The sequence below is a fragment of the Streptomyces sp. NPDC046261 genome, from assembly GCF_040646235.1.
GTDB lineage: Bacteria > Actinomycetota > Actinomycetes > Streptomycetales > Streptomycetaceae > Streptomyces.
Genome location: NZ_JBEYZU010000009.1, coordinates 138094 through 164637, shown reverse-complemented (window position 1 = coordinate 164637; position 26544 = coordinate 138094). Strand labels below are relative to the sequence as shown.

Here is a 26544-nt window from a genome sequence, read left to right as displayed (position 1 = left end):
CGTCGGATACCGAAAAACCGAAAAATCTGCAATCAATCGACAACAGAAAAAACAGCTCTGGATAGCACTACAGCGGGCCGCAAGACCCGCTACCCCCAAGGCTAATGGTCCCGGGCCCGGTGACAAGACGTCCTCGGGTCGTACCTCTGCGCGTCCGATCTGTTCGTGGTCATCCGGCAGCCATACCGCCGCACAGGGATCTACCCTGGTCAGGTGAGTAGCGAAACGCCCCGAGCCGGGGATCTGCTGGTACGGACCGGAGCCATTGTCTTTCTGGTCGGCGCTGTGGCCACGCTGGCCACGGTGGCCCCGCTGTTCCTCGGCGCGGATCCGCTGCCGCCCGCGGCGTACTTCGTCTGCATGCTGATGGGCGTCGGCTTCGTCGTCGCCGCGGCCGGGGTGCTGCGGTCGATCGCCGAGCAGCGCCGTCAGGCCCGCGAGGCGAGCTCAGCTGTGTAGTCGCCGTAGAAGCCACGCAGCCAGGCGGGGAAGTCGGTGAGGCCGCCGGGCAGGACCACGTCCGCCCCGGCCGCGCGCAGTTCCTCCGCGGCGCAGGGCCCGGTGGGCACGGCCACGGACAGCGCGCCCGCGGTGCGCGCTCCGCGTACGTCCCCCACGTGGTCGCCGACGTAGACGGCGGCGTCGTGCTCGCGCAGGGCCACGGCCTTGCCCTCGGCCCACAGGCCGCCGATGAGCTCGTCGGCCTCGATGCCCAGGTGGTCGAGGTGGAGGCGGGCGTTGCGCGGGAACTTGGCGGTGACGACGATGGCCCGGCCGCCCAGCTCGCGGACGGCGGCCACGGCCTCGCGGGCGCCCGGCATGGCGGGCGAGGGGGCGATCGCGTGGGAGGGGTAGGCGGCCAGGTAGATCTCGGCCGCCTTGTCGACCTGCTCCGCCGGGAACCAGTTGCGCAGCTCGTGGGTCAGCGGCGGGCCGAGCCGGCTGACGACGAGGTCGATGTCGATGTACGTGCCCGTGGCGGCGGCCAGCGTCTCGTAGGCGGCCCTGATGCCGGGTCGGGAGTCCACCAGCGTCAGGTCGAGGTCGAAGCCGACCGTGAGCCGGTGGTCCGTGCGCGGGGCTGAGGTCATGCCCCACATTGTGCCGCTGCCCCCACCCGTACACTGAGCGTCGCCTGACCTGGGCTGTATCCGGCCAGGGCGGGCAGGATCCGGCCGGATCCAGCAGCCGAGGCTCGCCCCGAGCCGCCCGCCGAAGTGGAAACGATGTCAGCCGCCGTCCCTATCAGCAGCCCCGGACCGTCCCCGGTCCGCCGCCGCGTCGGCTGGACGGCGGCCGCGGTCGCCGCCCTGCTGGTCGCGGTCCTGCTCAGCCTCGCCGTGGGCAGCCGCCCCGTGGCACCGTCCCAGGTCCTGCACGCGCTACTGCATGACGGCAGTGACAAGGCGACCGTCATCGTGCGCAGCATGCGGCTGCCCCGCACGCTGATCGGTGTGATGGTCGGCGCGGCCCTCGCCATGGCGGGGACGGTCATGCAGGGCATCACCCGCAATCCGATCGCCGACCCCAGCATCCTGGGCATCAGTCAGGGCGCCTCGCTGGGCGTGGTGCTGGCGATCGCCGTCGCCGACCTGCACACGCTGAGCGGCTATGTGTGGTTCGCGTTCGTCGGGGCCGCCGTCGCCGGCGTGGGCGTCTACGCGGTCGCCTCGCGCGGGCGGGGCGGGGCCTCGCCGGTGAAGCTGGCGCTGGCCGGTGCCGCGATCAACGCGCTGCTGGTCTCCGTCATCTCCGGCGTCCTGACCACCAAGGCGTCGGCGCTGGACGAGTTCCGCTTCTGGCAGGTCGGCTCGATCGCCGGGCGGGACGCGGACATCGTGGGCCAGATCTGGCCGTTCCTGCTGGTGGGCGCCGTGATGGTGGTGTCGGTGGCGCGCGGCCTGGACGCGCTCGCGCTGGGCGAGGACGTCGCCACGGGGCTGGGCCAGAACGTGGCGCTCGTACGCGTCGTCGGCGGGCTGGGCGCGGTGGTGCTCACCGGCGTCGGTGTCGCGGCCGCGGGCCCGATCGTCTTCCTGGGGCTGGCCGTGCCGCACATCGCCCGCGCGATCGTCGGCAACGACCACCGCTGGATCCTGCCGATGGCCGCGCTCGTCGGCCCGGTCCTGCTGCTGGGCGCCGACGTCGCCGGCCGCGTGATCTACGCCAACAGCGAGGTGCCGTCCGGTGTGATGACCGCGCTGATCGGCCTGCCGTTCCTCGTCACGCTGGTGCGCCGCAAGGCGGTGGCGGCGTGAGCGCGATATCCCACGGTGCCCGGCCTGCCGGGTACGCGCTGGTGCGGGCCGGGCGGAGCTCCTTCCTCGTCCACCGCCGGGCCGCGGCCGTCGCGCTGGGCCTGGCCGTGCTGCTGGCCGCCGTGTGCCTGCTGTACCTGTGCACGGGCAAGACGTGGACGGCGCCCGGCGAGGCGCTGAAGGTGCTGTTCGGGCAGCCGTCCCCGGAGGAGCTCACCGTGGGCACCTTCCGGCTGCCCCGGATGACGGTGGGCCTGCTGGCCGGAGCGGCCTTCGGCATCGCCGGCGCCCTCATCCAGACCGTGGCCCGCAACCCGCTGGCCAGCCCCGACATCATCGGCGTGAGCCAGGGCGCGAGCGCGCTGACGGTCGGCGCGATGACCTTCGGCGTGACCTCCTACGCCACGCTCCCCTATCTGTCCGTGGCCGGCGGGCTCCTGGCGGCGGCGCTCGGCTACGTCTTCGCCTGGCGCGGCGGACTGCAGGCCGCCCGCTACGTCCTGATCGGCATCGGCTTCGCGGTCGCGCTGCGCTCGGTCACCCACCTCTTCCTCACCAAGGGCGACTACCTGGTCGCCCAGCAGGCCAAGGTGTGGATGACCGGCTCGCTCAACGCCCGCGGCTGGGACGAGGCGGCCCCGCTGGCCTGGACCCTGCTCCTGCTGGCCCCGTTCGTGTGCTGGGCGGCGCGGGCGCAGCGCACGGTGTCCATGGACGACGACACCGCGACCGCGCTCGGCGTACGGCTGGACCGGGTGCGGCTCGGGCTGGCGCTGCTGGGCGTCGTCCTCGCCTCGGTGGCCACGGGCGCGGCCGGCCCGGTGGACTTCGTGGCGCTGCTCGCCCCGCAGATCGCCCGCCGTATGACGCGTACGGCGCAGATCCCGCTGGTGTGCTCGGCGCTGACGGGCTCGTTCATCGTCGTCACGGCGGACCTGCTGGGCCGCAAGCTGTTCGAACCGACGGAGCTGCCGGTGGGCGTGCTGACCGCCGCCGTGGGCGCCCCGTACCTGATCTGGCTGATCGTCCGCAGCCGCACCGGAGGAAGAGCGTGAGCACGACCGACGTCCTGGCGGCGAGCCGCCTCACCGCGCGCGACCTGACCCTCTCCTACGAGGACCGCACGGTCGTGGACGGGCTGGACCTGGCCGTTCCGGACGGCGAGGTCACGGTCGTCGTGGGCCCCAACGCGTGCGGGAAGTCGACGCTGCTGCGCGCGCTGGGCCGGCTGCTGAAGCCGGCCCGGGGCACGGTCCTCCTCGACGGCGAGGAGCTGGCGCACATGCCCACGCGCCGCATAGCCCGGTCGCTGGGCCTGCTCCCGCAGACGCCGGTGGCGCCGGAGGCCATCACGGTGGCCGATCTGGTCGCCCGCGGCCGGCAGCCGCACCAGCGCTGGTGGCAGCAGTGGTCGGAGGCCGACGAGCGGGCGGTGGCGGACGCCATGGCCCGTACGGACGTCTCGGCGCTGGCCGACCGGCCGGTGGACGAGCTCTCCGGCGGCCAGCGGCAGCGCGTGTGGATCGCGATGGCGCTGGCGCAGGAGACGGATCTGCTGCTCCTGGACGAGCCGACGACGTATCTGGACATCTCCCACCAGGTGGAGGTCCTGGACCTGATCCGGCAGCTCAACCACGAGCGGGGGCGGACGGTGGTGGCGGTGCTGCACGACCTGAACCAGGCGGCGCGCTACGCGGATCATCTGGTGGCGATGAAGGCGGGGCGGATCGTCGCCCAGGGGCGGCCGGCCGAGGTCGTCACGGCGGATCTGGTGCGCGAGGTGTTCGGCCTGGAGTCGGTGGTCGTGCCGGACCCGGTGACGGGCAGCCCGCTGGTGGTGCCGGGGCGGCCGTGGGGGCCGCCCCGGGAGGGCTCCGGCGGCTGACGTCAGCCCGGCTTGCGCGCGCGCCAGAGCACGAACGCCGCCGAGGCCACCGCCGCCACCTTCACCACCACCGGGAGCGTGTCGGCCAGCGCCGCCCCCATCTCCCCCTGCGGTATGGGGTCGCCCCAGCGTCCGTTCACGCGTCCCCACAGCCACACCAGACCGCCCGCGACCACCAGCCCGGGCACGCCCAGCACGGCCAGCTTCGACTCCGTCTGGGTGAGGCGGCGCGTGACGTAGGCCAGGGCCCAGCCCGCGACGAGCACGATCCAGTTGCCGATGACGGCGCCGGTCACGAGCAGGACCGCGACCAGCAGGAGCAGCGGGCTCATGGGCACGCCGGCGCGCGAGCGCCAGAAGCTGAAGCGGCGGCCCTCGGTATCGGCCGGCTCGTCCTCGGGCCGCTTCGCCGCCTGCTGGTCCGCCTGGTCGCCCTGGTGCTTGTCCTGCTGTTTCTCCGGCGCGGCCGGGGCCGCCTCCCGGTCCGCCGCCCGCCGGGCCGCCTCCGGTGGCCTGAGCATGTCGGGGATCTCGATGCCGCCGACGAAGCCGTGCACCTCGTCGCCGCCCACGAACGGTCCGGGCTCCAGCCCCCAGCCCTCCGGGACGTCGCCGCCGTGCGGGCGCAGCTCCTCCTCCGTCGCCAGGTGCGGCGGCAGCGCCCCGGCGGTGCGGGACGCGCGGGCGGGGGCGGGCGTCTGGTCGTTCCGTCGTTGCACGGGCACCCGGCCCGTCTCGGCGGCGGCCCCCAGGCCGTCGAGGATGCCGTCGGCGCCGGCGACGGCCTCGGCGGGGGTGCCCAGCCCGTCGAGGATGCGCTGGACGGCGGTGGGGGTGTCGGCGCCCTCGGCCGCCCGGCGCCGCTCGATCTCGGCGCGCAGCCGGGAGACCAGGCGCATGCGGTCGCCCGAGGTGAGGGACTGTCTCTGGGCGAGGTCCCCGACCCTGCTCAGATAGTCGTAAACGAGCTGATCGCTCTCGATCCCCACCGGAACCCCCAAGACCGCACGAGCCGTCGAACCCCACCGAAGGTACCGGGTCCGCGCCCACCGGTCGTGGGGCACGGGGCAAGCGGGGAGCCAAGCGGGGCAGGCGCGGGCCGAAGCCGGGGCCGGCCGGCGCGGACCCGGTACCGTAAGCAGAATGACCACTTCGCGGGAGACCGGAAGCACCGCCGGCAGCGGCAGCGCACCGCGCACGCTCGCGGAAGAGCTGCGCACGCGGCCCGACGACGCGCTGGCGGGCCTGCTGCGCGCGCGGCCCGACCTGCTCAACCCCGTGCCCGGCGACCTCACCCAGCTCGCCACCCGGGCCTCCACCCGGGCCTCGGTGGTCCGCGCGCTGGACCGGCTGGACCGGTTCGCGCTGCAGGTCGCGGAGGCGCTCGCGGTGGCCCCGGACCCCTGCTCGTACGACACGCTCGCCGCGCTCATGACCGGCGACCCGGGCGCGGAGGGCGCCGACCCGCGCATCGCCGCCGCCCTGCCGCGTGCCCTCGCGGCCCTGCGCGAGCAGGCGCTGGTGTGGGGCGGCGAGGAGCGGCTGCGGCTGGTGCGCACCGCCCGTGAGCTGCTCGCGCCCAGCCCGGCGCACCCCTCCCCCACGGGTCTGGGGCCGACGGTCGCCGAGGCCACGGCCGGGATGTCGCCGGGCCGGCTGCAGGAGATCATCGCGGCGGCGGGGCTGCCCGCCACCCACGATCCGGTGACGGCCGTCGCCGCCCTGACCGGGCTGTTCGGCGACCGTACGCGCATGGCGGCGCTGCTGGCCGGGGCCCCGGCCGAGGCCACCGCCGTCCTCGGCAAGCTGGTGTGGGGCCCGCCGTACGGCACGGTCACCGCCGAGCCCGCCCCGCATCTGCGCTGGCTGATGGACCGCGGTCTGCTGCTGTCCACCGGTCCGGGCAACGTGGTGCTGCCCCGTGAGGCGGCCCTGCATCTGCGCGCCGGGCGCGCGCACCGCGCCCCCGAGCCGGTGGCCCCGGAGCTCGCGCCCGTCACCGAGCACTCCGCGCGGGTGGTCGACGCGACGGCCGCCGGGCAGGCGTTCACGGCCCTGTCGACCGTGGAGGAGCTGCTCAAGGAGTGGGAGGGCACGGGCCCGCTCGTGCTGCGCGCGGGCGGCCTGAGCGTCCGTGACCTCAAGCGCGCCGCGGCCGTCCTGGAGACGACCGAGCCGGCCGCCGCCTTCTGGGCGGAGCTCGCCTACGCGGCGGGGCTGCTGGCCTCCGACGGCGACGTCGACGAGCGGTACGCGCCCACCCCCGCCTACGACGACTGGCTGCTGCTGCCGGCCGAGCAGCGCTGGACGCGGCTGGCCGGCGCGTGGCTGGCGACCACCCGCACCCCGGGCCTGGCCGGCGAGCGGGACGCGAAGGGCCGCACGCTGGCGGCGCTGGGACCGGACCTGGACCGCGGCCCGGCCCCCGAGGTGCGCCGCCGGGTGCTGGCCCTGCTCGCCGAGCTGCCCGAAGGGGCGTCCGTCTCGGCGGACACGCTGCTGGCCCGGCTGCAGTGGGAGCGCCCGCCGCGCACGGCGACGGACGACCTCCGCTCGCGGCTGGCGCTGTGGACGCTGGCGGAGGCGGAACAGCTGGGCGTGACGAGCCGGGGCGCGCTGTCCGGCCACGGCCGGGCGCTCCTGCTCGACCCGCCGGCCGCGGGCGGGGTGCTGGCACCGCTGCTGCCCCAGCCCCTGGACCACATCCTGCTCCAGGCCGACCTGACCGCCGTGGCGCCCGGCCCGCTGCGCCGCCCGCTGGCGCAGACCCTGTCGGTGCTGGCGGACATCGAGTCCAAGGGCGGTGCGACGGTCTACCGCTTCACGCCCGAGTCGGTGCGCCGCGCCCTGGACGCCGGCCGCACGGCCGCGGACCTGCGGGCGTTCCTGACCGAGCACTCCCGTACGCCCGTGCCGCAGCCGCTGGCCTACCTCATCGACGACGTGGCCCGCCGCCACGGCCGACTGCGGGTGGGCGCCGCCTCCTCGTACCTGCGCTGCGACGACGAGGCGGTGCTGGCCGAGATCCTCGCCGACCGCCGTTCGGCGCCACTGCGGCTGCGCCGCCTGGCGGCGACGGTCCTGGCCGCCCAGGTCGCCCCCGACACCCTCCTGGAGGGCCTGCGCGCGATGGGCTACGCCCCGGCGGCGGAGTCGGCGGAGGGCGATGTGGTCGTCACCCGCGCCGACGTGCACCGCACGCCCCCGCGCACGGCTCCCGCGCCGGTCCCGGACGGCCCGCCCGTCCCGGACGCCACCCTCCTGGGCGCCGCCGTCCGCGCGATCCGCGCCGGCGACCTGGCCTCCACCACGCCCCGCAAGCCGGCCCCGGCCGCCGCCCCGACCGCCGGCGGACTGCCCCGCACGACGTCGGCCGACACCCTGGCCACGGTCCAGGCGGCCGTGCTGACCGGGGAGGCGGTGTGGATCGGCTACGTCAACGCCGACGGCGCCGCCAGCCAGCGCGTCATCGCCCCCATCCGCGTGGAGGGCGGCTTCGTCACCGCGTACGACCACACGGCCGACGAGGTGCGCACCTATCCGCTGCACCGCATCACGGGCGTGGCGGAGCTGGCGGACGACGTCGTCTGACGGGGCCTGCCCGCTCAGGGGCCGGCCCCCGCCTCCGCCCGCAGCCGCGCGCTCAGCCCGAAGAAGTACGTCGCCGCGAACCCCACCACGTACCCCACCAGCAGCCCCGCGCCGTAGACGGCCACCGCCTCCGCGAGCCCGTGGGCGCCCTTGAGCAGCGGGAAGAGGGCCCAGCCGGAGGGGCCGATGGCCGTCGCGCCGCAGGTGGCGCCGTACTGGTGGAGGAGCCCGACCAGGCCGCCACCGAACGCGCCGCCCACGCACGCCGTGACGAAGGGCCGGCCCAGCGGCAGCGACACCCCGTAGATCAGGGGCTCGCCGATGCCGAGGACGCCGGCCGGCAGCGCCGAGCGGATGATCTTACGGACCGAGGTGTTGCCGGAGAGGCGGACGTAGACGGCCAGGGCCGCGCCGACCTGCCCGGCGCCGGCCATGGCGAGGATGGGCAGCAGGACGGTGTGGCCCTGCTCGCTGATCAGGGTGGTGTGGATGGGGATCAGGGCCTGGTGCAGGCCCAGCATGACCAGGGGCAGGAAGAGGCCGCCCAGGACGAAGCCGGCCGCCGCGCCGCCGTGGGCCAGGAGCCCGTCCGCGAAGCGGCCGATGGCCGAGGAGACCTCGCCGGCCGCGGACATCAGCCCGTACAGCGTGACCAGGCCCGGCAGCAGCACGGTGAGGAACGGCGTGAGCAGGACGTCCAGGGCCTCGGGCACCAGGCGGCGGCAGGCCCGCTCCACGTACACCGCCAGCAGCGCCGCGGCCAGGGCGCCGAGGACCCCGCCCTGGCCGGGTGAGAGCTTCTGGCCGAAGGCGTCGACCTGCGTGACGCCGGGGTGGACGACGACGGCCGCGACCGCGCCGCCCAGGATGGGCGTGCCGCCGAACTCCTTGGCCGTCTGGTAGCCGACGAAGACCGCGATGAGCGACATGAAGCCGGAGGCGATGGCGTTCAGCGCCGGAACGAGCGAGGGCAGCCAGTGCAGGTTGGCGAGCAGGCCCGCGACGCCGGCGATGATGCCGCAGCCGATCAGGGCGGGGATCAGCGGCACGAAGATGTGCGCGACGCGGCGCAGGAACAGCTTGAAGGGCGTGGCGTTGCGCTCCCGTCGCCCCTGCCTGAGCTCCGCGCCGCGCTCGGCCAGCGCCTCGGCGCTCAGCCCGGTGGCGGCGGTCAGCCGCTCCAGCTCGGGGGCCACCCGTGCGACCGTGCCCGGGCCGAGCACGATCTGGTACGCCCGCGCGTCCTCCACCACGCCCAGGACGCCCGGCAGCGTCCGCAGCGCGTCGCCCCGGACCAGGGAGCGGTCCCGGACCTCCACGCGCAGGCGGGTCATGCAGTTGGTGACGGAGAGCAGGTTGGCGGCGCCCCCGAGGAGGGGCAGGAGCGCGGCGGCGGTGGCGCCGTACTTGTCGTCGCTGTGGTCGCTGTCGTCGCTGTCGTCGGGTGCCGGCATGGGGCCTTGCTTCTCGGGTGCGTGACGGTACGTCAGTCGGGTGCGGACGCGCGCAGGGCCGCGCGCAGGTGGCCGTGCGACTCCGCCAGGAGGCGGGCGGCGGTGGGGCCGTCGACGTCGCCGAGGAGGACGAGGATGGCGTTCTTCACCTCGCCGTCGGTCGCGGCCAGCGCGGCCTCGATCTCCGCGTCCGCCGCGCCCGTGGCGAGGGAGACGATGCGCCGCGAGCGGGCGCGCAGCTTCTCGTTCGAGGCGCGGACGTCGACCATCAGGTTTCCGTAGGTCTTGCCCAGCCGGATCATCGTGATGGTCGAGAGCATGTTGAGGACGAGCTTCTGTGCCGTGCCGGCCTTCAACCGCGTCGACCCGGTGAGCAGTTCGGGCCCCACGACGACCTCGATGCCGTGCTCGGCGGCCGCGCCCAGCTCGGAGCGGGCGTTGCAGGACAGGCCGATGGTGAGCGCCCCGATCGTGCGGGCGTGCCGGACGGCGCCGACGGCGTAGGGGGTGCGGCCGGAGGCGGAGACGCCGACGACGGTGTCGTCGGCGGTGACCTTCAGCGCGTCCAGGTCCGCGGCGGCCAGCCCGTCGCTGTCCTCGGCGCCCTCGACGGCCGAGATCAGGGCGTGCGGACCGCCCGCTATCAGGCCGACGACCTGCTCGGGGTCGGTGTTGAAGGTCGGCGGGCACTCGCTGGCGTCCAGCACCCCGAGCCGGCCGGCGGTGCCGGCGCCCGCGTAGATCAGGCGCCCGCCGCGGGCCATCCGGGCGGCGGTCGCGTCGATGGCGGCCGCGATCTCGGGGAGCCGCTCGGCGACGGCGCCGGCCACCGTCGCGTCCTCGGCGTTCATGATCTTGGCGATGGCCTGGGTGGGCAGCTGGTCGATGTCGGCGAGGTCGGCGCGGAACGCCTCGGTGGTGAGCGTCGCGAGCTGGGCGCGGAGGGCGGCGAAGGCAGCGGTCGAGGTCATGGCTGGCGGCTCTTCTCCGTGTCGATGTCCGTGGCGGTTCCGTAGAGGTCCGGGTCGATCCGAGTCGATCCGTGTCGCACCGTTTCGATCCGTGTCGATGGGGCCCTGTCGGCCCGCGCGGGCCGGGCTGTCCGGGCCGTTCAGCGCCGGTCGCGCGGGTCGTGCCGGTGCGCCAGCGCCTCGTACGACGCGGACAGGGCGGGCGCCGCGCTCTCGTACGTGCGCTGGGCGACGCCGATGAACAGGCAGTCCACCACGAGAAGCTGGCTGGTGCGGCTCGACATGGCCGCAGGCCGCAGCTCACTCTCCCGTGCGGAGGACGTGGTGAGGATGTGGTCCGCGTACTGGGCGATCTCCCCCTGCGGCCGGCCGGTGATCGCCACCGTCGTCGCGCCGTGCTCGAAGGCGACCCGCAGCGGCTCGATGACGTCGGTGGTGCGCCCGGAGTGGGTGATGGCGATCGCCACGTCCCCCGAGCGCAGCTGGACGGCGTTGGTGACGGCCAGGTGCGGGTCGGAAGGCGCGTGCGCGATCAGGCCGATGCGCAGCAGCTTCTGCACGAGGTCCTGGCCGACGAGGTTGGAGGCGCCGATGCCGTAGACGTCGATGCGCCGGGCGCCCGCGAGCGCGCCGACGGCCGCCTCCAGCGCGGCGGTGTCGAGCCCGGCGGCGGTGTCCGCCAGGCACTGTGCCTCCTCCTGGGCGAGCTTGGCGACGACGCTGGCCAGCGGGTCGTCGACGGCGATGTCAGCGGTGACCGCGGGGGCCCGGCCGGCCGCCCGCTCGGCGGCCAGCGCGGCCAGCGCGAGCCGCAGGTCGCGGTAGCCGGGGTAGCCGAGGATGCGGGCGGTGCGCACGACGGTGGCCTCGCTCGTGCCCGTACGCTCCGCGAGGCCGGTGACGGTGAGCGCGGCGGAGCCCGCCGGGTCGCCCGCCACGGTCTCCGCCACCCGCTGCATGGAGCGGGTCATGGACGGGGCGAGCGTACGGACCTTGGCCGCCAGCGCCGCGGGGGGCGTCGGGGTGGGCACAGGACCCGGGGGACGGGAGGAGCCGGAAGTTTCTTTCACCTTGCTGCTCACCTTCCGAAAGGTATTTTCGGCCCGGTGTGCCGTCAACCCTCCGGGCCACCGACAATGGGTCATATGGAGCTCGAACAGGCACTGCATGCGGCACGGGCGCTGGTCCTCGCCGACCTTGTGGCGGGTGAGGTGGCCGAGGCCGACGTCGTCTCGCTCGTCGAGGACGCGGTCGCGCACCGCCGGTGGTGGGTCGAGCAGTGGCCGGAGGGCGTCGACTTCCTCCCCGGCCTCGTCGCCCAGGACGTCCAGGACGCCCTGCTGGAGCGGCACGGCCGCTGGCCGCTGTGCCCCATCTGCACGGACTCGGGCGACCCGCACGCGCTGGAGGTCGAGCCGGAGCTGGGCCCCGACCCGCACTGGGCCTGCACGAAGCAGGCGGTGTTCGTGGCACCGGTGGGGTTGCTGGCAACGGCCCTGCACCGGTGAGCGCGTGACGGTGACTCGATGACCCTCTACATCGACCCGCCGAACTGGGCCGGTCATGGTCGCATGTGGTCACACCTGATCAGCGACGTCTCCTTCGAGGAGTTGCACGCCTTCGCCGGCCTGCTGGGCGCCCCCGGGCGGGCCTTCGACGGCGACCACTACGACATCCCCTCGACGTCGTACGAGGCGGCGGTGCGGCTCGGCGCGGTGGAGGTGGGCAGCAAGGACGTGGTGCGGCTGCTGCGGACGGCGGGCCTGCGCAGGCCCAAGCGCCGCTGACCGGGACGCCGGCCGTACGCGCTCAGTCCCCCGCCCGGGCCCGCGCCGCCTCCGGTACGGCCGCGGGGCCGCCCGCCACCACGCGGGAGGGTCCGCGCCGCAGCCAGGACGACGCGGCGGTCGTGCCCACCGCGAGCGCGGCCAGCACGGCACCCGTCCAGGCGACGGCCGGGTAGCCCCAGCCGGCGGTGATGACGAGGCCGCCGAGCCAGGGGCCGAGCGTGTTGCCGATGTTGAAGGCGGCCGTCGTCGTCGCCCCGGCCAGCGTCGGCGCGGCGTGCGCGACGTCGAACATCAGCGCGTTGAGGGCCGGGGACGTGAGGAAGTCCGTGACGCCCAGCAGCAGCGCCAGCACGACCGCCACGGCCGGGTACTGCGCGGTCAGCGCCAGGGCGGCGAGGATGACGGCCGAGGCCGCGATCCCCCCGTACATCGTGCCGAAGAGGTGGGCGTCGGCGATCCGCCCGCCGACGGCGGTGCCGATCAGCGCCCCCACCCCGAAGAGGGCGAGCACGGTCGGCACCCAGCTCTCGTCCAGGTGGGCGGTCTCGGTGAGCAGCGGGGCGAGGTAGGAGAAGAGGCAGAAGACGGCGGCGGCGTTCAGCGCGGTGGTGGCCAGCGCGAGCCACACCTGCGGGTCGCGGTAGATCGTCAGCTCCTTGCGCAGGCGCGGCGCGTCCGCGCCCGTGGGCGGCTCGGTGGCCGGTACGAGCGCCACGACGCCGGCCAGGCCCACCGCCGAGAGCGCGGCCACCGCCCAGAACGCGGCGCGCCAGCCCGCGTGCTGGCCGAGGAAGGCCCCGGCCGGCACGCCCGCGATGTTGGCGACCGACAGCCCGCCGACCATCACCGCCATGGCCCGTCCCCGGGCGCCCGCCGGCACCAGCGACACGGCCACCGCGGCGCCCACCGCCCAGAACCCCGCGCACGCCAGCGCGCTCACCACCCGGGACGCGAACAGCACCTCGTACGAGGGCGCGAGCGCCCCCGCCACCTGCCCGAGCCCGAAGACGATCAGGAGGATGACCAGCGTCGTACGGCGCGGCAGCCGCAGCGTCGCGGCGGCCAGCAGGGGCGCGCCGACGACCATGCCTATCGCGAAGGCGGAGACCAGCAGCCCCGCCTTGGGGATGGAGACCCCCATGTCGCGGGCGAGCGGCTGCAGCAGCCCGGAGAGCATGCATTCGGAGGTGCCCAGGGCGAAGGCGGCGAGGCCGAGGACGTAGACGGCGAGGGGCATGGGTGTACGAGCGGGTGCGGTCCGGCTCGGGCTGGCGTTCGGCATACCGGCTGACCCTAGGCGCCCCCGCGGACGTAATCCCCCAGATCCGCGGGCCGTTGCTCAGGCGGTGAGCAACTCCAGCTCGGTGGCGAGGTTGCGGCGCGCCAGGAGCTCCCATCGGTCGTGCCCCAGCGGCGTACGGAACAGCCGCGGCAGCCCCAGCAGGTGCCGCAGCACCTCGGCGCGCCCGGCGCGGAACGCCTCGTCGGGCACGAAGCCGTACTCCTCGCGTACCGCCGCCGCGTACGCCGCGTACTCCCGCGGTGTCCCACCGAGAACGGCGAGGTCCGCGTCGCACAGCGTCTCGCCGTCACGGTCCCCGGCGCCCGGATCATGACTGACCGTGAGTCGCACGAGGCGGGCGACCTCGGCCGTACGGGCCGCGTCGACCCCCAGCTCGGGCAGCGCCCGCTCGCACAGGTGGGCGCTGCGCTCCTCGTTCTCGGAGCGGTCGGGGCGGTAGACGGCGTCGTGGAACCAGGCGGCCAGGCGCACGGTCTCGATGTCGTCGGCGTGCGCGGCCAGCGTGTCGAGGTGCCCGAGGACGGCGGCGAGGTGATCGACGGTGTGATAGCGCCGCTGCGGCTCCGACCAGCGGGCCAGAAGATCGTCGGCGTACGGGCCGGGATCCGGTTCCTCGACGGTGCGAACCTGCCGGACGGTCTGCCGCCAGCGGGCGCGCAGCCCCTCGTGCAGGAGGCCGGACGGGTGCTCGGGCGTGAGTGCCATGGGTCCAATTGTGGAGTACCGCTTTAACCACGAGCGGCGGGTGTGGCAGGCTTGACTACATGTCTAGACCAATTCTTGAGGTGATCGCGCTCGGCCCCGCGGACGCGGTGGCGGCGCAGGCCGGAGGTGCGGACCGGCTCGAACTGGTCAGCGACATGGCCGCCGACGGTCTCACCCCGGCCCGGGAGACCTTCGCCGCGGTGCGGGCCGCCGTCGACATCCCCGTACGGGTGATGCTGCGCGCCACGGACGGCTTCTCGGCCGGGGGCGCCGCGGCGCTCGCCGCGCTGTGCGAGGAGGCGCGGGCGCTGCGCGCGGAGGGCGCGCGGGAGTTCGTCCTCGGCTTCCTCACCGACGACGGACGCGCCGACCTGGCGGCCGTCACCGACCTGGCCGAGGCCGTCGGGCCGCGGGCCCGGTGGACGTTCCACCGGGCCATCGACCGGGCGGCGGACCGCGACGCCCTGCGCAAGCAGCTCGCCGACCAGCCGGGGCTGGACACCTACCTCACCGCCGGCTCCGCCTCGGGCGTCGACGACGGCATCGCCACCCTGCTCGCCGAGGCCGCCCGCTGCGACGAGCCCGGCTACGAACCGCAGATCCTGGTCGGCGGCGGCCTGCGGCTCAAGCACGTCCCCGTGCTGCGCGCGGCGGGCATCACGGGCTTCCACATCGGCGGCGCGGCCCGCCCGGCCGGCTGGGACGCCCCGGTCTCCGCCGACGCGGTACGCACCTGGCGCGAGGCGCTGGACGCGTAGGCGGCCTCAGCCCCGCACGCCACGCAGCGGGTGCGGGTTGAGGCGGGCGAAGCCCTCCTGGCGCTCGTAGGGGTAGTAGGGGTAGGGAGCCGTCGTGGCGCTGGCGGCGTCGAGCCGCGCCACCTGATCGGCGGTCAGGCTCCAGCCGACGGCGCCGAGGTTCTGCCGGAGCTGCGCCTCATCGCGGGCGCCGATGATGACGGACGAGACGGTCGGGCGCCGCAGCAGCCAGTTGAGGGCGATCTGGGGCACGGTCCTGCCCGTCTCCTGCGCGATCTCCTCCAGCGCGTCGACCACGCGGAACAGCAGCTCCTCCGCCACCGGAGGGCCGTCGTCCGCCGTGTTGTGCAGCCGGCTGCCGGCCGGGAGCGGCTGCCCGCGGCGGATCTTGCCGGTGAGCCGGCCCCAGCCGAGCGGGCTCCAGACGACGGCGCCGACGCCCTGGTCGAGCGCGAGCGGCATCAGCTCCCACTCGTAGTCGCGGCCCACGAGGGAGTAGTAGACCTGGTGCGCCACGTAGCGCGGGTGGCCGTGCCGGTCGGCGGCGTCGAGCGACTTCATCAGCTGCCAGCCCGCGAAGTTCGAGACGCCGGTGTAGCGGAGCTTTCCGGCGCGTACGAGGTCGTCGAGCGTGGAGAGCACCTCCTCGACGGGCGTTCCCGCGTCGAAGGCGTGCAGCTGGAAGAGGTCGATGTAGTCCGTGCCGAGGCGGCGCAGCGCGTCCTCGACGGCCTTGACCAGGCGCGACCGGGAGGTGCCGGCGTCCGCCGGGCCGTCGCCCATCGGCAGGCCGGCCTTGGTGGAGAGGATCACCTGGTCGCGGCGGCCCTTGATCGCGGCGCCGAGCACCTCCTCCGAGGCGCCCCCGGAGTAGACGTCGGCGGTGTCGAACATCGTGACCCCCGCCTCCAGGCAGATGTCCAGCAGGCGCCGCGCCTGGTCCGCGTCGGTGGTGCCCCACGAGCCGAACAGCCGCCCCTGCCCGCCGAAGGTCCCCGCCCCGAAGCTCAGCGCCGGAACCATGAGCCCCGACGCGCCCAGCCTTCTGTATTCCACAGCCGTTCCCCTTCCCGCTTTAACGGTACTCTCGTCCCGTTAGGATGGGCTTACCGTAGCAGAGTCCACCCCCTTAATGGAACAGGAGTCCCGTTATGCCAGTAGAGAGTGTGGACCCGGGCAGCGTGCGGCCCGGCGGACGCACGGCGCGCGTACGGGCCGCGGTCCTGCGGGCCGCCGGCGACGTACTGGCGGAGCACGGCTTCGCCCACCTCGACCTCGCGGACATCGCCCGCCGCGCGGAGGTCGGCAGGACCACCGTGTACCGCCGCTGGGGAACACCCGCCCACCTCGTCGCCGACCTGCTCGCGGACATGGCCGAGCAGTCCCTGCCGCGCACGGGGACCGGGACACTGCTGGGCGACCTGCGCGCCAACGCCCGACTCGTACAGCGCACGCTGGCCGACGCGCGCCAGGGCGCACTGTTCAAGGCGGTCATCGCCGCGGCCGCCTGCGACGAACAGACGGCCGCGGCCCTCCACCGCTTCTACGCCCTCCGCGTCGAGGAGTGGGCCCCGTGCGTCCACCAGGCCGTCGAACGAGGCGAGGTCCCCGAAGGAACCGACACCCACGAGGTCATCCGCGCGGTCTCGGCCCCCCTCTACTACCGCCTGCTGACCACCGGCGAACCACTCGACGACCCCACCGCGGACCGCGCCGCCGAAGCCGCGACCGCGGCGGCCCGGGCGGGGGTCTTCGTCCGGGCGGATCGGTAGGGCCGGGCGGGACCGTCGGGCTATTGCCACCGCCAGGCCGGGCTGCGTTGCAAGGCCAGGCCGCGCCGCAAGGCACACCCCCGGCGCTACGCCAGCAGCCCCGGCAGGGGCTGGGCGTGCAGCACCGTCAGTCCCGATACCGCACGCGTCAGTGCCACGTACAGCCGCCGCAGGCCGGTCCGTTCGTCCGGTTCGCCGGCGACCACCGTCGCCGGCTCGTCGAGGACCACGTAGTCGTACTCCAGGCCCTTGGCGAGCGACGCCGGTACGAGCGTCAGCCGCGCGTCCGCCGACGTCTCCTCGCCCGGGGCGAGGAACGCCAGGCCGGCCGCCGCCAGTGCCGCGGCCAGCACGGGAACGCGCGCGTCGGCCGCGATGAGGCCGATCGATCCCTCCCGCTCCAGCGCCTCGCGGCACGCGCCCACCACCGACGCGTCCAGCGCGTCCGCCGCCACGGCCCGCACCGAGAAGTCGCCCTCCGACTCGCGCACCGACGTGGCCTCCGCCAGCCCCGGCGCGATGGCCGGCAGCAGCCGCGACGCGTACGCGATCACCGCGCGCGGCACCCGGAAGCCCTGCGTCAGCTCCTCCACGGCGGCCTCCGGCTTGCCCAGGTGCGCCAGCGCCTCCTCCCAACTGTCCGTGGCCCACGGCGTCGTGCCCTGCGCCAGGTCGCCCAGGATCGTCGCCGAACCGGTCGTGCAACGGCGCCCCACCGCCCGGTACTGCATGGGCGACAGGTCCTGCGCCTCGTCGAGGACCACATGCCCCAGCGAGGGCGTGCGCGCCACGAGGTCGGCGGCCTCGTCGATCAGTACCGCGTCCGCCGCCGACCACGTGGCGGACCGCACGCCGCGGGCGGGGCGTGCCCATAGGATCTCCCGCTGCTCGTCCTGCGACAGCACCCCGTCGGCGTGCTCCGCGAGGAACTCCGCGTCGGAGAGCAGCCGCAGCACCAGCTTCACCGGGTCGACGGCCGGCCACAGCACCTTGACCGCCGCCTTCACGGCGGCGTTGCGCGCCACCGCGTCCTGCACCCGGTCGTCGGGGGCCTCGCCCGCCTCCTCCATCCGTACGAGCACGGCGTGCGCGATCCGCTGCGGCAGCGCCTCCCGCGCGGCGCCGTAGCGGATGTCGCGGGCGAGCAACTCCCGCACCATCTCCTCGATCTCGTACGCCGGCACCCGCCAGCGCCGCGAGCCCCGCACCACGACGACCGGCTCGACGGGCATCGTCACCCCGGACCGCACCGCGCGCCGCAGCACCTCGGCCATGCGGGCGTCGCCCTTGACGCGGGCGGCGGCGGGCGAGTCGGTACCGCGCACCTCGACGTGGGCGACCAGGTCGGCGACGGTCGCCTGCCGTACGTTCAACTCACCCAGCGCGGGGAGCACTTGCTCGATGTACCGCAGGAACGAGCGGTTCGGCCCGATGACCAGCGTGCCGGTGCGGGAGAGCCGCTCGCGGTGGGCGTACAGCAGATACGCGACCCGGTGCAGGCCGACGGCCGTCTTCCCGGTGCCGGGGGCGCCCTGGACACACACGGTGCCACCGATCGCGGACCGTACGATCTCGTCCTGCTCCGGCTGGATCGTCGCGACGATGTCGCGCATCGGCCCGACGCGGGGCCGCTCGATCTCGCTCTGCAGCAGCCGGCTCGTCTGATCGCCGCTCGCCGTGTCCGTCAGGTCCTCGTCCTCGTACGCGGTCAACTCCCCGCCGGTGTAGCCGAACCGGCGCCGCAGCCCGACGTCCATCGGCTCCTTCTTGGAGGCCCGGTAGAACGGCTGCGACACGGGCGCGCGCCAGTCGACGACCATCGGGTCGCCGGCCGCGTCGTGCACGTGCCGCCGCCCGATGTAGAACTGCTCGCCGTCCGCCCCCTCGGCCGCTTCCGCGCCGGGCGCGTGCAGATAGTCCAGACGGCCGAAGAAGAGCGGGGTGTGCGCGAGGTCGGCGAGCGCGGTGATCCGCTCGTCGATCTGCCGCTCCAGGACGGCGGCGTTGACCCAGTTGGCGGTGACGTCCTTGATGTCGAGGGCCTCGACGTCGACCCGCATGGCGCGCAGGGCGGCGCGGGACGACGCGAGATGGGCGCGCTCGCACTCGAGGGGGTCGGTCGCGTGGGTCACTTGCGGCGCGGGCACGGCGGGGCCTCCAGGCGTACGGGGGAACGAGTGGAAGCCGCCGGTTACCGACCGGACGGCGGCGCTCCCGTAAGCGTGGCGGGAGGCGGCGGGAAGGGTGGATTGTAGCCAGCGAAAACGGGGGCGCGCGAACGATTTTCGCGCGCCCCCGGATGGCCCTCAGGGTTGCCGTCCATCTCCCGTAGGGGACGCCATGATCCTCCGGTCGTACGGCCGCACCCGCCCGTTTACACCGCCAGGCCGATGCCCGGGGCACGGCCGGAAACCATCATGGAAGACATGACCACAGCATCCGTCACCCCCGCCGCCTCCCCGCTGGCCACCGCCCTCCGCGCCCTCAAGGCGTTCGCGGGCGCGGCCGTCAGCGTCGTCGTCCTCGGCGAGTACGCCGACAAGCGCCGGGCCTGAGCGGCAGCACGCTCAGGCGCCCTCCTCCGCCAGCAGCGAGTCCGCGTCGACGATGCGGTACGCGTAGCCCTGCTCGGCCAGGAAGCGCTGGCGGTGCGCCGCGAAGTCCTGGTCGACCGTGTCACGGGCGACCACCGAGTAGAAGCGGGCCTCGTGGCCGTCCGCCTTCGGCCGCAGCACGCGCCCCAGCCGCTGCGCCTCCTCCTGCCGCGACCCGAACGTGCCCGACACCTGGATGGCGACCGTCGCCTCCGGCAGGTCGATCGAGAAGTTCGCGACCTTGGAGACGACCAGCACGGAGATCTCGCCCTGCCGGAAGGCGTCGAAGAGCTTCTCGCGCTGGGCGTTGGTCGTCTCGCCCTTGATGACGGGCGCGTCCAGGTGCTCGCCCAGCTCGTCCAGCTGGTCGATGTACTGGCCGATGACCAGCGTCTGCTCCCCCTGGTGCTTGCGCACCAGCGCCTCGGTGACCTTCCGCTTGGTGGCGGTCGTCGCGCAGTAGCGGTACTTCTCCTCCGTCTCGGCCGTCGCGTACGCCAGCCGCTCGGAGTCGGTGAGGTTGACGCGCACCTCTACGCAGTCCGCCGGGGCGATGTAGCCCTGGGCCTCGATCTCCTTCCAGGGCGCGTCGAAGCGCTTGGGCCCGATGAGGGAGAAGACGTCGGACTCCCGCCCGTCCTCCCGCACCAGCGTGGCGGTCAGCCCCAGCCGGCGCCGCGCCTGCAGATCGGCCGTGAACTTGAAGACCGGCGCGGGCAGCAGGTGCACCTCGTCGTAGACGACCAGGCCCCAGTCGCGGGAGTCGAACAGCTCCAGGTGCGGGTAGATGCCCTTCCGCTTCGTCGTCAGCACCTGGTAGGTGGCGATGGTGACGGGGCGGATCTCCTTCTTCGTCCCGCTGTACTCGCCGATCTCGTCCTCGGTCAGCGAGGTCCGCTTGACCAGCTCGTGCTTCCACTGCCGCGCCGAGACGGTGTTGGTGACCAGGATCAGCGTCGTCGCCTTGGCCTGCGCCATCGCGCCCGCGCCGACGAGCGTCTTGCCCGCGCCACAGGGCAGCACGACCACGCCCGAGCCCCCGTGCCAGAAGCCCTCGACGGCCTGCCGCTGGTACGGGCGCAGCGCCCAGCCGTCCTCGCGCAGCTCGATGGCGTGTGCCTCGCCGTCGACGTACCCGGCCAGGTCCTCGGCCGGCCAGCCCAGCTTCAGCAGCGTCTGCTTGATCTGCCCGCGCTCGGAGGGGTGGACGCCGACGGTGTCGGGGTCGATCCGGGCGCCGACCAGCGGCTGGATCTTCTTCGAGCGGAGGATCTCCTCCAGCACCGGCCGGTCGGTGCTCTCCAGCACCAGCCCGTGCGTGGGGTGCTTGACCAGCCTGAGCCGCCCGTAGCGGGCCATGGTCTCGGCGATGTCGACGAGCAGGGCGTGCGGCACGGGGTAGCGGGAGTACGTGACGAGCGCGTCGACGACCTGCTCGGCGTCATGGCCGGCGGCCCGCGCGTTCCACAGCCCGAGCGGCGTCACCCGGTACGTGTGGATGTGCTCGGGCGCCCGCTCCAGCTCGGCGAACGGCGCGATGGCACGGCGGCACGCGTCCGCCTGCTCGTGGTCCACCTCCAGCAGCAGGGTCTTGTCGCTCTGGACGATGAGGGGTCCGTTCACGCCTGCACCCTTTCGGTAAAAGCCAAACTTCTAGTATGCCGCATGCCTGGTGCGAGGCGCGGGGTTCGCGGGAGCCGGGTGCTCCCGGGGGCTCCCCCCGGAAACGCCACCGGGGCGGCACTCCCGTGAGGGAGTGCCGCCCCGGTGTCCTTGAGGACAGGCGATCAACCGTCAGTGGTCGATCAGAAGTCCATCTCACCGCCGGGCATGCCGCCCGGAGCGGCCGCGGCGGCCTTCTCCGGCTTGTCGGCGATGACGGCCTCGGTGGTCAGGAAGAGCGCGGCGATGGACGCGGCGTTCTGCAGGGCGGAGCGGGTGACCTTCGCCGGGTCGATGATGCCCTCGGCGATCATGTCGACGTACTCGCCGGTCGCGGCGTTCAGGCCGTGACCCACGGTGAGGTTGCGGACCTTCTCCACGACGACGCCGCCCTCGAGACCACCGTTGACGGCGATCTGCTTGAGCGGGGCCTCCAGGGCCAGCTTCACGGCGTTGGCGCCGGTCGCCTCGTCGCCCTCGAGCTCGAGCTTCTCGAAGACCTGGGAGGCCTGCAGCAGGGCCACGCCACCACCGGCGACGATGCCCTCCTCGACGGCCGCCTTCGCGTTGCGGACGGCGTCCTCGATGCGGTGCTTGCGCTCCTTGAGCTCGACCTCGGTCGCGGCACCGGCCTTGATGACGGCCACGCCGCCGGCCAGCTTCGCCAGGCGCTCCTGCAGCTTCTCGCGGTCGTAGTCGGAGTCGCTGTTCTCGATCTCGGCGCGGATCTGGTTGACGCGGCCCTGGACCTGGTCGCTGTCACCGGCACCGTCGACGATGGTCGTCTCGTCCTTGGTGATGACGACCTTGCGGGCGCGGCCGAGCAGGTCGAGACCGGCGTTCTCCAGCTTGAGGCCGACCTCCTCGGAGATGACCGTGCCACCGGTGAGGATGGCGATGTCGCCCAGCATGGCCTTGCGGCGGTCGCCGAAGCCCGGAGCCTTGACCGCGACGGACTTGAAGGTGCCGCGGATCTTGTTGACGACCAGGGTCGACAGGGCCTCGCCCTCGACGTCCTCGGCGATGATCAGCAGCGGCTTGCCGGACTGCATGACCTTCTCGAGGAGCGGCAGCAGGTCCTTGACCGAGCCGACCTTCGAGTTGACGATCAGGATGTACGGGTCGTCGAGCGACGCCTCCATACGCTCCATGTCGGTGGCGAAGTACGCCGAGATGTAGCCCTTGTCGAAGCGCATACCCTCGGTGAGCTCCAGCTCCAGACCGAAGGTCTGGGACTCCTCGACGGTGATGACGCCTTCCTTGCCGACCTTGTCCATCGCCTCGGCGATGAGCTCGCCGATCTGGGTGTCGGCGGCGGAGATGGAGGCGGTGGAGGCGATCTGCTCCTTGGTCTCCACGTCCTTGGCCTGCTCGAGCAGGGCGGCGGAGACGGCCTCGACGGCCTTCTCGATGCCACGCTTCAGCGCCATCGGGTTGGCACCGGCGGCCACGTTGCGCAGACCCTCGCGCACCAGCGCCTGGGCGAGGACGGTCGCGGTCGTCGTGCCGTCACCGGCGACGTCGTCCGTCTTCTTCGCGACCTCCTTGACCAGCTCGGCGCCGATCTTCTCGTACGGGTCCTCGAGCTCGATCTCCTTGGCGATGGAAACACCATCGTTGGTGATCGTGGGGGCGCCCCACTTCTTCTCGAGGACGACGTTCCGGCCCTTGGGGCCGAGGGTGACCTTGACGGCGTCGGCGAGCTGGTTCATCCCGCGCTCGAGACCGCGCCGTGCCTCCTCGTCGAACGCGATGATCTTGGCCATGTGAAGTGGTCCTCCCAGGACGGGGTGGATTGCTCCGGACCGCGCTGGCGCCCGCGACGGACGGCCTGCGTGCCCCGCGGTTCCTTGCCCCGCTTGGCTCGCCGACCTCACCGACGGTCCAAATCTGTCACTCTCACCCGGAGAGTGCTAAGCCCAATGATTAGCACTCGACCCCCACGAGTGCAAGCGGTCTGGCGTGTATCCACCCTAGGTGGCAGGGGGGCACCTCCCGGCGTTAGCCGGGGGCGCAAGCGGTCTGGCGCGTATCCACCCTAGGTGGCAGGGGGGCACCTCCCGGCGTTAGCCGGGGGCGCAAGCGGTCTGGCGTGTATCCACCCCGGAGCGGTGGGATCACCCCGCCGTCCGCAACCCTGCCCATCCCCGCGCCCGCGCACACGCGAGGGGCCCGCACCCGTAACAGGTGCGGACCCCTCGACGGTGAGCCGTATGAGCCGGTGGTCGATGCGACGTGATCAGCCGGCGGCCAGCCTCACCATGTCCGCCTGAGGCCCCTTCTGGCCCTGCGAGATCTCGAACTCGACTCGCTGCCCCTCCTCGAGGGTGCGGTAGCCGTCCATCTGAATCGCGCTGTAGTGGACGAAAACATCCGCACCACCGTCGACCGCGATGAAGCCGTACCCCTTCTCCGCGTTGAACCACTTGACGGTGCCCTGAGCCATGCCTAACTCCCCTATTACTGGCCCTTGCGCAGGACCGCACCTCGCGGACCCGGGTCAGACCTCACCCCCAGACAGGTTGGAGGTGTGCGCCGGAACGCGTCGACCGCGGCTGAATGTATCTGCACGGATGCCGTCTGCAACAGGTCAGTCGGACGAGAATTCCGGGCGTGGCCGAGTGCTTATTAGCACCGATTTCCACCGCTTCCCGGGCAAGTCGGGCCGGGCATAACACAGCCAACCCGACAATTCGTGCACACGTTACGCGCACAACTTGACGGGTTCTCATATGCGTTCGGCGGTGACGCCGGAGGGGGAACGCCCCAACTGTATCGCGCTTCAACAGACGGAATCGCCCCGTCCGTTTAACGGGCGGGGCGATTCCGGGGAAATGCTCAGGAACCCTTCGGAAAGCTCAGGCCAATGATTTGACCCGTCAGCCGCCGGCCACCGCCGGAATGATCGAGACCCCCGCCCCGTCGGGCGTGGCGGCCTCCAGGCCGCCCTCGAACCGCACGTCGTCGTCGTTGACGTACACGTTGACGAACCGGCGCAGCTTGCCGCTCTCGTCGAGGACACGGGCGGCGATTCCGGGGTGGTCGGCCTCCAGGGACGCGATGACCTCGGCGAGGGTGGCGCCCTCGGCGCTGACCTCGGCCCGGCCGGAGGTGTAGGTGCGAAGGATGGTGGGGATACGGACGCTGACGCTCATGGGATCACCTCTGGTGAAAGCTGGGGGACGTGGGAACGAAGTCGTGTGCTGTCAGCGGCCGGCGAGGCCGACGGCGCGGAACGCCTCCAGCGACGGCCGGATCGTCGCCGTCGGCCCCGCCGCCACCGCGTCGAGCGTCTTGAGCCCGTCCCCCGTGTTGAGCACGACCGTGGTCAGCGCCGGATCGAGCACCCCCGCCTCGATCAGCTTGCGGGTGACGCCCACCGTCACCCCGCCCGCCGTCTCCGCGAAGATGCCCTCCGTCCGGGCCAGCAGCCTGATGGCGTCGACGATCTCGGTGTCGGTGACGTCCTCGACGGCGCCGCCCGTCCGCCGTGCGATGTCGAGCACGTACGGTCCGTCCGCGGGGTTGCCGATGGCGAGGGACTTCGCGATGGTGTCCGGCTTCACCGGCCGTACGACCTCGTGCCCGTCCTTGAACGCCCGCGAGACCGGCGAGCAGCCCTCCGCCTGGGCGCCGAAGATCTTGTACGGGCGGTCCTCGACCAGCCCGAGCGCGATGAGCTCCCGGAGCCCCTTGTCGATCTTCGTCAGCTGGGAGCCCGAGGCGATCGGCACCACGATCTGGTCCGGCAGCCGCCAGCCCAGCTGCTCGCAGATCTCGTACGCGAGCGTCTTGGAGCCCTCGCCGTAGTACGGGCGCAGGTTGACGTTGACGAAGCCCCAGCCCTCGCCCAGCGGGTCGCCGATGAGCTCGGAGCAGAAGCGGTTGACGTCGTCGTAGGTGCCCTCGATGCCGACGAGGTCGCCGCCGTAGACCGCGGCCATGACGACCTTGCCGGCCTCCAGGTCGTGCGGGATGAACACGCAGGACTTCAGGCCCGCGCGGGCCGCCGCCGCGCCGACCGCGCCGGCGAGGTTGCCGGTGGAGGAGCAGGAGAGGGTGGTGAAGCCGAAGGCGCGGGCGGCCTCGACGGCGATGGCGACGACGCGGTCCTTGAAGGAGTGCGTGGGGTTGCCGGAGTCGTCCTTGACGTACAGGCCGCCGGTGACGCCCAGTTCGCGGGCGAGGTTGTCGGCCTTGACGAGCTTGGTGAAGCCGGGGTTGAGGTTCGGCTTGCCGGCGACGTCCGCGGGGACGGGCAGCAGCGGGGCGTACCGCCAGATGCTGGCGGGTCCGGCCTCGATGCGCCGGCGCAGCTCCTCCGGGTCGCCGGCGGGCAGTTCGTAGGCCACCTCGAGCGGCCCGAAGCAGACGGCGCAGGCGAAGACCGGACCGAGGTCGCAGCGCTCGCCGCACTCGCGGCAGGAGAGCGCCACGGCGGGACCGAAGGCGGGGGAGGCTACGGAAGTAGTAACGCTTTCAACGGCTTGCACAGCCATGGAGGCGAGGCCCTTTCTCCTCATCTTCCTCGCGGCGGACGTCACCACGAGACGGATTTGGCACCTTCCCCGCCGGGAGCCTCGCGTCGTGTGACCGAGACCGGCTGGAGGGTTGCCGGGGCTTCAACGGGCCGTGTCCCTCTGCCCCTCTGGATGAGCGGTATGGCACTGGGCGGGGCCCAGGCGTTTGTCCGCACGACGACCCCGACATAGGGCGGCCGTCCGCGTTGTTCAAGACTGTAACGGAAGGGATGGCCGCTTGAGAGGGCCGTCCGCACCGCGAGATGCGTCACAGGACGCGCAGACGCAAGGAGTGGCACACGTGCTGGAAGAGGTGGAGCGCTGGCTGGCCCGGCGGTCCTGGTCCGCGGCAGACCGCCCGCTCGACCGGCTCCTCGCCGCGAAGGCCGCAACCGGCACCACGGTCAGCGTCGTGCTGCCGGCGCTGAACGAGGAGGCCACGGTCGGGGCCATCGTGGCCACGATCCGCCGGGAGCTGATGTCCGAGGCCGTGCCGCTGGTGGACGAGCTGGTGGTGCTGGACTCCGGCTCGACGGACCGTACGGGCGAGGTCGCGGCGGCGGCCGGGGCGCGCGTGGTGCACCGCGACGACGTCCTGCCGCGGCTGCCCGCGCTGCCCGGCAAGGGCGAGGTGCTGTGGCGGTCGCTGCTGGCGACCACCGGTGACATCGTCTGCTTCATCGACGCGGACCTGAAGGACTTCTCCGCCGGCTTCGTCTCCGGCATCGTCGGCCCGCTGCTGACCGACCCCGACGTGCACTTCGTCAAGGGCATGTACGACCGTCCGCTGGGCGAGGTCTCCGGCCAGGGCGGCCGGGTGACCGAGCTGGTGGCGCGCCCGCTGCTGAACCTGCACTGGCCGCAGCTGGCGGGCTTCGTCCAGCCGCTGGGCGGCGAGTACGCGGCCCGCCGCTCGCTGCTGGAGCGACTGCCGTTCCCGGTGGGCTACGGCGTGGAGCTGGGCCTGCTGGTGGACGCGCTGCACACGGTGGGGCTGGACGCGCTGGCCCAGGTGGACGTCGGGGTGCGGGTGCACCGGCACCAGGACGGCCGCGCCCTGGGCCGTATGGCCGCCGCCATCTACCGCACCGCCCAGCTGCGGCTGGCGCGCGGCCATCTGGTGCGCCCGGCGCTCACCCAGTTCGAGCGCACGGAGCGGGGATTCGTGCCGCGCACGTACGCGGTGGACACCGAGGAGCGGCCGCCGATGGCCGGCATACCCGAGTACGCACGGCGGCGCGCCGCGTAAGCGTACGTTTGAGCGGTTCCCTCAGGGGCAAG

Annotated in this window: 25 protein-coding genes and 1 riboswitch; of the genes, 11 read left to right on the top strand and 14 right to left on the bottom strand. The window is 73.4% G+C overall.

The features are described 5' to 3' along the window. Positions 1 to 213 precede the first annotated feature (213 nt). On the top strand, positions 214 to 459 hold the full coding sequence (locus ABZ956_RS18745) for a hypothetical protein (RefSeq protein WP_361894365.1): 246 nt from the start codon (positions 214 to 216) through the stop codon (positions 457 to 459). Here the strand turns inward: ABZ956_RS18745 and ABZ956_RS18740 are convergent. Next, positions 429 to 1091: a haloacid dehalogenase-like hydrolase gene (locus tag ABZ956_RS18740; RefSeq protein WP_361894362.1), complete on the bottom strand. Its 663-nt coding sequence runs from the start codon at positions 1089 to 1091 to the stop codon at positions 429 to 431. The two genes, ABZ956_RS18745 and ABZ956_RS18740, sit on opposite strands and share 31 nt — an antisense overlap. 135 nt (positions 1092 to 1226) lie before the next feature. Here ABZ956_RS18740 and ABZ956_RS18735 point away from each other — a divergent pair, with 135 nt between their 5' ends. From ABZ956_RS18735 to ABZ956_RS18725, 3 genes are read left to right on the top strand one after another with little or no spacing between them, the layout of a single operon-like run. Then, positions 1227 to 2258 carry an iron ABC transporter permease gene (locus tag ABZ956_RS18735; protein WP_361894359.1) on the top strand — a complete coding sequence of 344 codons (1032 nt, stop codon included), beginning with the start codon at positions 1227 to 1229 and terminating at the stop codon, positions 2256 to 2258. After that, a complete protein-coding gene (locus tag ABZ956_RS18730; RefSeq protein ID WP_361894356.1) occupies positions 2255 to 3313 on the top strand; it encodes an iron chelate uptake ABC transporter family permease subunit in 1059 nt (352 codons plus the stop codon). The genes ABZ956_RS18735 and ABZ956_RS18730 overlap by 4 nt, the downstream gene beginning before the upstream one ends. Then, complete coding sequence (locus tag ABZ956_RS18725; protein WP_361894353.1) at positions 3310 to 4143, top strand: ABC transporter ATP-binding protein; 834 nt, start codon at positions 3310 to 3312, stop codon at positions 4141 to 4143. Before ABZ956_RS18730 ends, ABZ956_RS18725 begins: the two co-directional genes overlap by 4 nt. A gap of 2 nt (positions 4144 to 4145) precedes the next feature. On the opposite strand, the gene ABZ956_RS18720 is transcribed toward ABZ956_RS18725, so the two are convergent. Then, positions 4146 to 5132 (bottom strand): hypothetical protein, encoded by a 987-nt coding sequence (locus ABZ956_RS18720; RefSeq protein ID WP_361894351.1) that lies wholly within the window; start codon positions 5130 to 5132, stop codon positions 4146 to 4148. A gap of 154 nt (positions 5133 to 5286) precedes the next feature. Between ABZ956_RS18720 and ABZ956_RS18715 the strand changes: the two genes are divergently transcribed. After that, on the top strand, positions 5287 to 7734 hold the full coding sequence (locus ABZ956_RS18715; protein ID WP_361894348.1) for a helicase C-terminal domain-containing protein: 2448 nt from the start codon (positions 5287 to 5289) through the stop codon (positions 7732 to 7734). 14 nt (positions 7735 to 7748) lie between these two features. On the opposite strand, the gene ABZ956_RS18710 is transcribed toward ABZ956_RS18715, so the two are convergent. From ABZ956_RS18710 to ABZ956_RS18700, 3 genes are all read right to left on the bottom strand, one after another. Next, a complete protein-coding gene (locus ABZ956_RS18710) occupies positions 7749 to 9188 on the bottom strand; it encodes a PTS transporter subunit EIIC (RefSeq protein ID WP_361894346.1) in 1440 nt (479 codons plus the stop codon). Between the two features lie 32 nt (positions 9189 to 9220). Next, positions 9221 to 10159, bottom strand: coding sequence for an N-acetylmuramic acid 6-phosphate etherase (murQ, locus tag ABZ956_RS18705; protein WP_361894343.1), 939 nt, complete (start codon positions 10157 to 10159; stop codon positions 9221 to 9223). A gap of 140 nt (positions 10160 to 10299) precedes the next feature. Beyond that, a complete protein-coding gene (locus ABZ956_RS18700; RefSeq protein WP_361894667.1) occupies positions 10300 to 11229 on the bottom strand; it encodes a MurR/RpiR family transcriptional regulator in 930 nt (309 codons plus the stop codon). Between the two features lie 75 nt (positions 11230 to 11304). Between ABZ956_RS18700 and ABZ956_RS18695 the strand changes: the two genes are divergently transcribed. Further along, entirely contained in the window at positions 11305 to 11667 is a 363-nt protein-coding gene (locus tag ABZ956_RS18695) for a hypothetical protein (RefSeq protein WP_361894340.1), read from the top strand. Between the two features lie 18 nt (positions 11668 to 11685). Further along, on the top strand, positions 11686 to 11946 hold the full coding sequence (locus ABZ956_RS18690) for a DUF4031 domain-containing protein (RefSeq protein WP_361894337.1): 261 nt from the start codon (positions 11686 to 11688) through the stop codon (positions 11944 to 11946). A 22-nt stretch (positions 11947 to 11968) separates the two neighbouring features. Here the strand turns inward: ABZ956_RS18690 and ABZ956_RS18685 are convergent, their stop codons facing one another. Together ABZ956_RS18685 and ABZ956_RS18680 are read right to left on the bottom strand one after the other, a co-directional pair. Continuing rightward, positions 11969 to 13186: a Cmx/CmrA family chloramphenicol efflux MFS transporter gene (locus tag ABZ956_RS18685; protein WP_361894334.1), complete on the bottom strand. Its 1218-nt coding sequence runs from the start codon at positions 13184 to 13186 to the stop codon at positions 11969 to 11971. A gap of 102 nt (positions 13187 to 13288) precedes the next feature. Further along, entirely contained in the window at positions 13289 to 13957 is a 669-nt protein-coding gene (locus ABZ956_RS18680; protein ID WP_361894331.1) for a hypothetical protein, read from the bottom strand. 59 nt (positions 13958 to 14016) lie between these two features. Between ABZ956_RS18680 and ABZ956_RS18675 the strand changes: the two genes are divergently transcribed. Then, positions 14017 to 14715 carry a copper homeostasis protein CutC gene (locus ABZ956_RS18675; RefSeq protein WP_361894328.1) on the top strand — a complete coding sequence of 233 codons (699 nt, stop codon included), beginning with the start codon at positions 14017 to 14019 and terminating at the stop codon, positions 14713 to 14715. Between the two features lie 6 nt (positions 14716 to 14721). Here ABZ956_RS18675 and ABZ956_RS18670 read toward each other — a convergent pair whose 3' ends face one another. Beyond that, positions 14722 to 15771, bottom strand: a complete 1050-nt coding sequence (locus ABZ956_RS18670; RefSeq protein ID WP_361894325.1) for an aldo/keto reductase — start codon at positions 15769 to 15771, stop codon at positions 14722 to 14724. Positions 15772 to 15866: 95 nt separating this feature from the next. Here ABZ956_RS18670 and ABZ956_RS18665 point away from each other — a divergent pair, with 95 nt between their 5' ends. Next, positions 15867 to 16487 carry a TetR/AcrR family transcriptional regulator gene (locus ABZ956_RS18665; RefSeq protein ID WP_361894322.1) on the top strand — a complete coding sequence of 207 codons (621 nt, stop codon included), beginning with the start codon at positions 15867 to 15869 and terminating at the stop codon, positions 16485 to 16487. An 86-nt stretch (positions 16488 to 16573) separates the two neighbouring features. On the opposite strand, the gene ABZ956_RS18660 is transcribed toward ABZ956_RS18665, so the two are convergent. Continuing rightward, entirely contained in the window at positions 16574 to 18634 is a 2061-nt protein-coding gene (locus ABZ956_RS18660; protein WP_361894319.1) for an ATP-binding domain-containing protein, read from the bottom strand. A gap of 279 nt (positions 18635 to 18913) precedes the next feature. Between ABZ956_RS18660 and ABZ956_RS18655 the strand changes: the two genes are divergently transcribed. Further along, on the top strand, positions 18914 to 19042 hold the full coding sequence (locus ABZ956_RS18655; RefSeq protein WP_361894316.1) for a hypothetical protein: 129 nt from the start codon (positions 18914 to 18916) through the stop codon (positions 19040 to 19042). A gap of 12 nt (positions 19043 to 19054) precedes the next feature. On the opposite strand, the gene ABZ956_RS18650 is transcribed toward ABZ956_RS18655, so the two are convergent. From ABZ956_RS18650 to thrC, 5 genes are all read right to left on the bottom strand, one after another. Then, positions 19055 to 20704, bottom strand: a complete 1650-nt coding sequence (locus tag ABZ956_RS18650; protein ID WP_361894313.1) for a DNA repair helicase XPB — start codon at positions 20702 to 20704, stop codon at positions 19055 to 19057. Positions 20705 to 20886: 182 nt separating this feature from the next. After that, positions 20887 to 22509 carry a chaperonin GroEL gene (groL, locus tag ABZ956_RS18645; protein ID WP_071961765.1) on the bottom strand — a complete coding sequence of 541 codons (1623 nt, stop codon included), beginning with the start codon at positions 22507 to 22509 and terminating at the stop codon, positions 20887 to 20889. Between the two features lie 473 nt (positions 22510 to 22982). Continuing rightward, positions 22983 to 23189: a cold-shock protein gene (locus ABZ956_RS18640; RefSeq protein WP_005486335.1), complete on the bottom strand. Its 207-nt coding sequence runs from the start codon at positions 23187 to 23189 to the stop codon at positions 22983 to 22985. Between the two features lie 433 nt (positions 23190 to 23622). Beyond that, entirely contained in the window at positions 23623 to 23898 is a 276-nt protein-coding gene (locus ABZ956_RS18635) for a MoaD/ThiS family protein (RefSeq protein ID WP_361894310.1), read from the bottom strand. A 51-nt stretch (positions 23899 to 23949) separates the two neighbouring features. Further along, positions 23950 to 25242 carry a threonine synthase gene (gene thrC, locus ABZ956_RS18630; RefSeq protein WP_361894307.1) on the bottom strand — a complete coding sequence of 431 codons (1293 nt, stop codon included), beginning with the start codon at positions 25240 to 25242 and terminating at the stop codon, positions 23950 to 23952. A 17-nt stretch (positions 25243 to 25259) separates the two neighbouring features. Next, positions 25260 to 25402: riboswitch (SAM riboswitch) on the bottom strand. Between the two features lie 162 nt (positions 25403 to 25564). On the opposite strand from thrC, the gene ABZ956_RS18625 reads away from it, so the two are divergent. Next, positions 25565 to 26512 carry a glucosyl-3-phosphoglycerate synthase gene (locus ABZ956_RS18625; RefSeq protein ID WP_361894305.1) on the top strand — a complete coding sequence of 316 codons (948 nt, stop codon included), beginning with the start codon at positions 25565 to 25567 and terminating at the stop codon, positions 26510 to 26512. Positions 26513 to 26544 lie beyond the last annotated feature (32 nt).

Bases quoted from the DNA above. Each gene is read 5' to 3' on its own strand.
- ABZ956_RS18740 (WP_361894362.1), bottom strand. From the start codon at position 1,091: ATGACCTCAGCCCCGCGCACGGACCACCGGCTCACGGTCGGCTTCGAC.
- ABZ956_RS18735 (WP_361894359.1), top strand. From the start codon at position 1,227: ATGTCAGCCGCCGTCCCTATCAGCAGCCCCGGACCGTCCCCGGTCCGC.
- ABZ956_RS18715 (WP_361894348.1), top strand. From the start codon at position 5,287: ATGACCACTTCGCGGGAGACCGGAAGCACCGCCGGCAGCGGCAGCGCA.
- ABZ956_RS18710 (WP_361894346.1), bottom strand. From the start codon at position 9,188: ATGCCGGCACCCGACGACAGCGACGACAGCGACCACAGCGACGACAAG.
- murQ (WP_361894343.1), bottom strand. From the start codon at position 10,159: ATGACCTCGACCGCTGCCTTCGCCGCCCTCCGCGCCCAGCTCGCGACG.
- ABZ956_RS18695 (WP_361894340.1), top strand. From the start codon at position 11,305: ATGGAGCTCGAACAGGCACTGCATGCGGCACGGGCGCTGGTCCTCGCC.
- ABZ956_RS18690 (WP_361894337.1), top strand. From the start codon at position 11,686: ATGACCCTCTACATCGACCCGCCGAACTGGGCCGGTCATGGTCGCATG.
- ABZ956_RS18685 (WP_361894334.1), bottom strand. From the start codon at position 13,186: ATGCCCCTCGCCGTCTACGTCCTCGGCCTCGCCGCCTTCGCCCTGGGC.
- ABZ956_RS18680 (WP_361894331.1), bottom strand. From the start codon at position 13,957: ATGGCACTCACGCCCGAGCACCCGTCCGGCCTCCTGCACGAGGGGCTG.
- ABZ956_RS18675 (WP_361894328.1), top strand. From the start codon at position 14,017: ATGTCTAGACCAATTCTTGAGGTGATCGCGCTCGGCCCCGCGGACGCG.
- ABZ956_RS18665 (WP_361894322.1), top strand. From the start codon at position 15,867: ATGCCAGTAGAGAGTGTGGACCCGGGCAGCGTGCGGCCCGGCGGACGC.
- ABZ956_RS18655 (WP_361894316.1), top strand. From the start codon at position 18,914: ATGACCACAGCATCCGTCACCCCCGCCGCCTCCCCGCTGGCCACCGCC.
- groL (WP_071961765.1), bottom strand. From the start codon at position 22,509: ATGGCCAAGATCATCGCGTTCGACGAGGAGGCACGGCGCGGTCTCGAG.
- ABZ956_RS18640 (WP_005486335.1), bottom strand. From the start codon at position 23,189: ATGGCTCAGGGCACCGTCAAGTGGTTCAACGCGGAGAAGGGGTACGGC.
- ABZ956_RS18635 (WP_361894310.1), bottom strand. From the start codon at position 23,898: ATGAGCGTCAGCGTCCGTATCCCCACCATCCTTCGCACCTACACCTCC.
- thrC (WP_361894307.1), bottom strand. From the start codon at position 25,242: ATGGCTGTGCAAGCCGTTGAAAGCGTTACTACTTCCGTAGCCTCCCCC.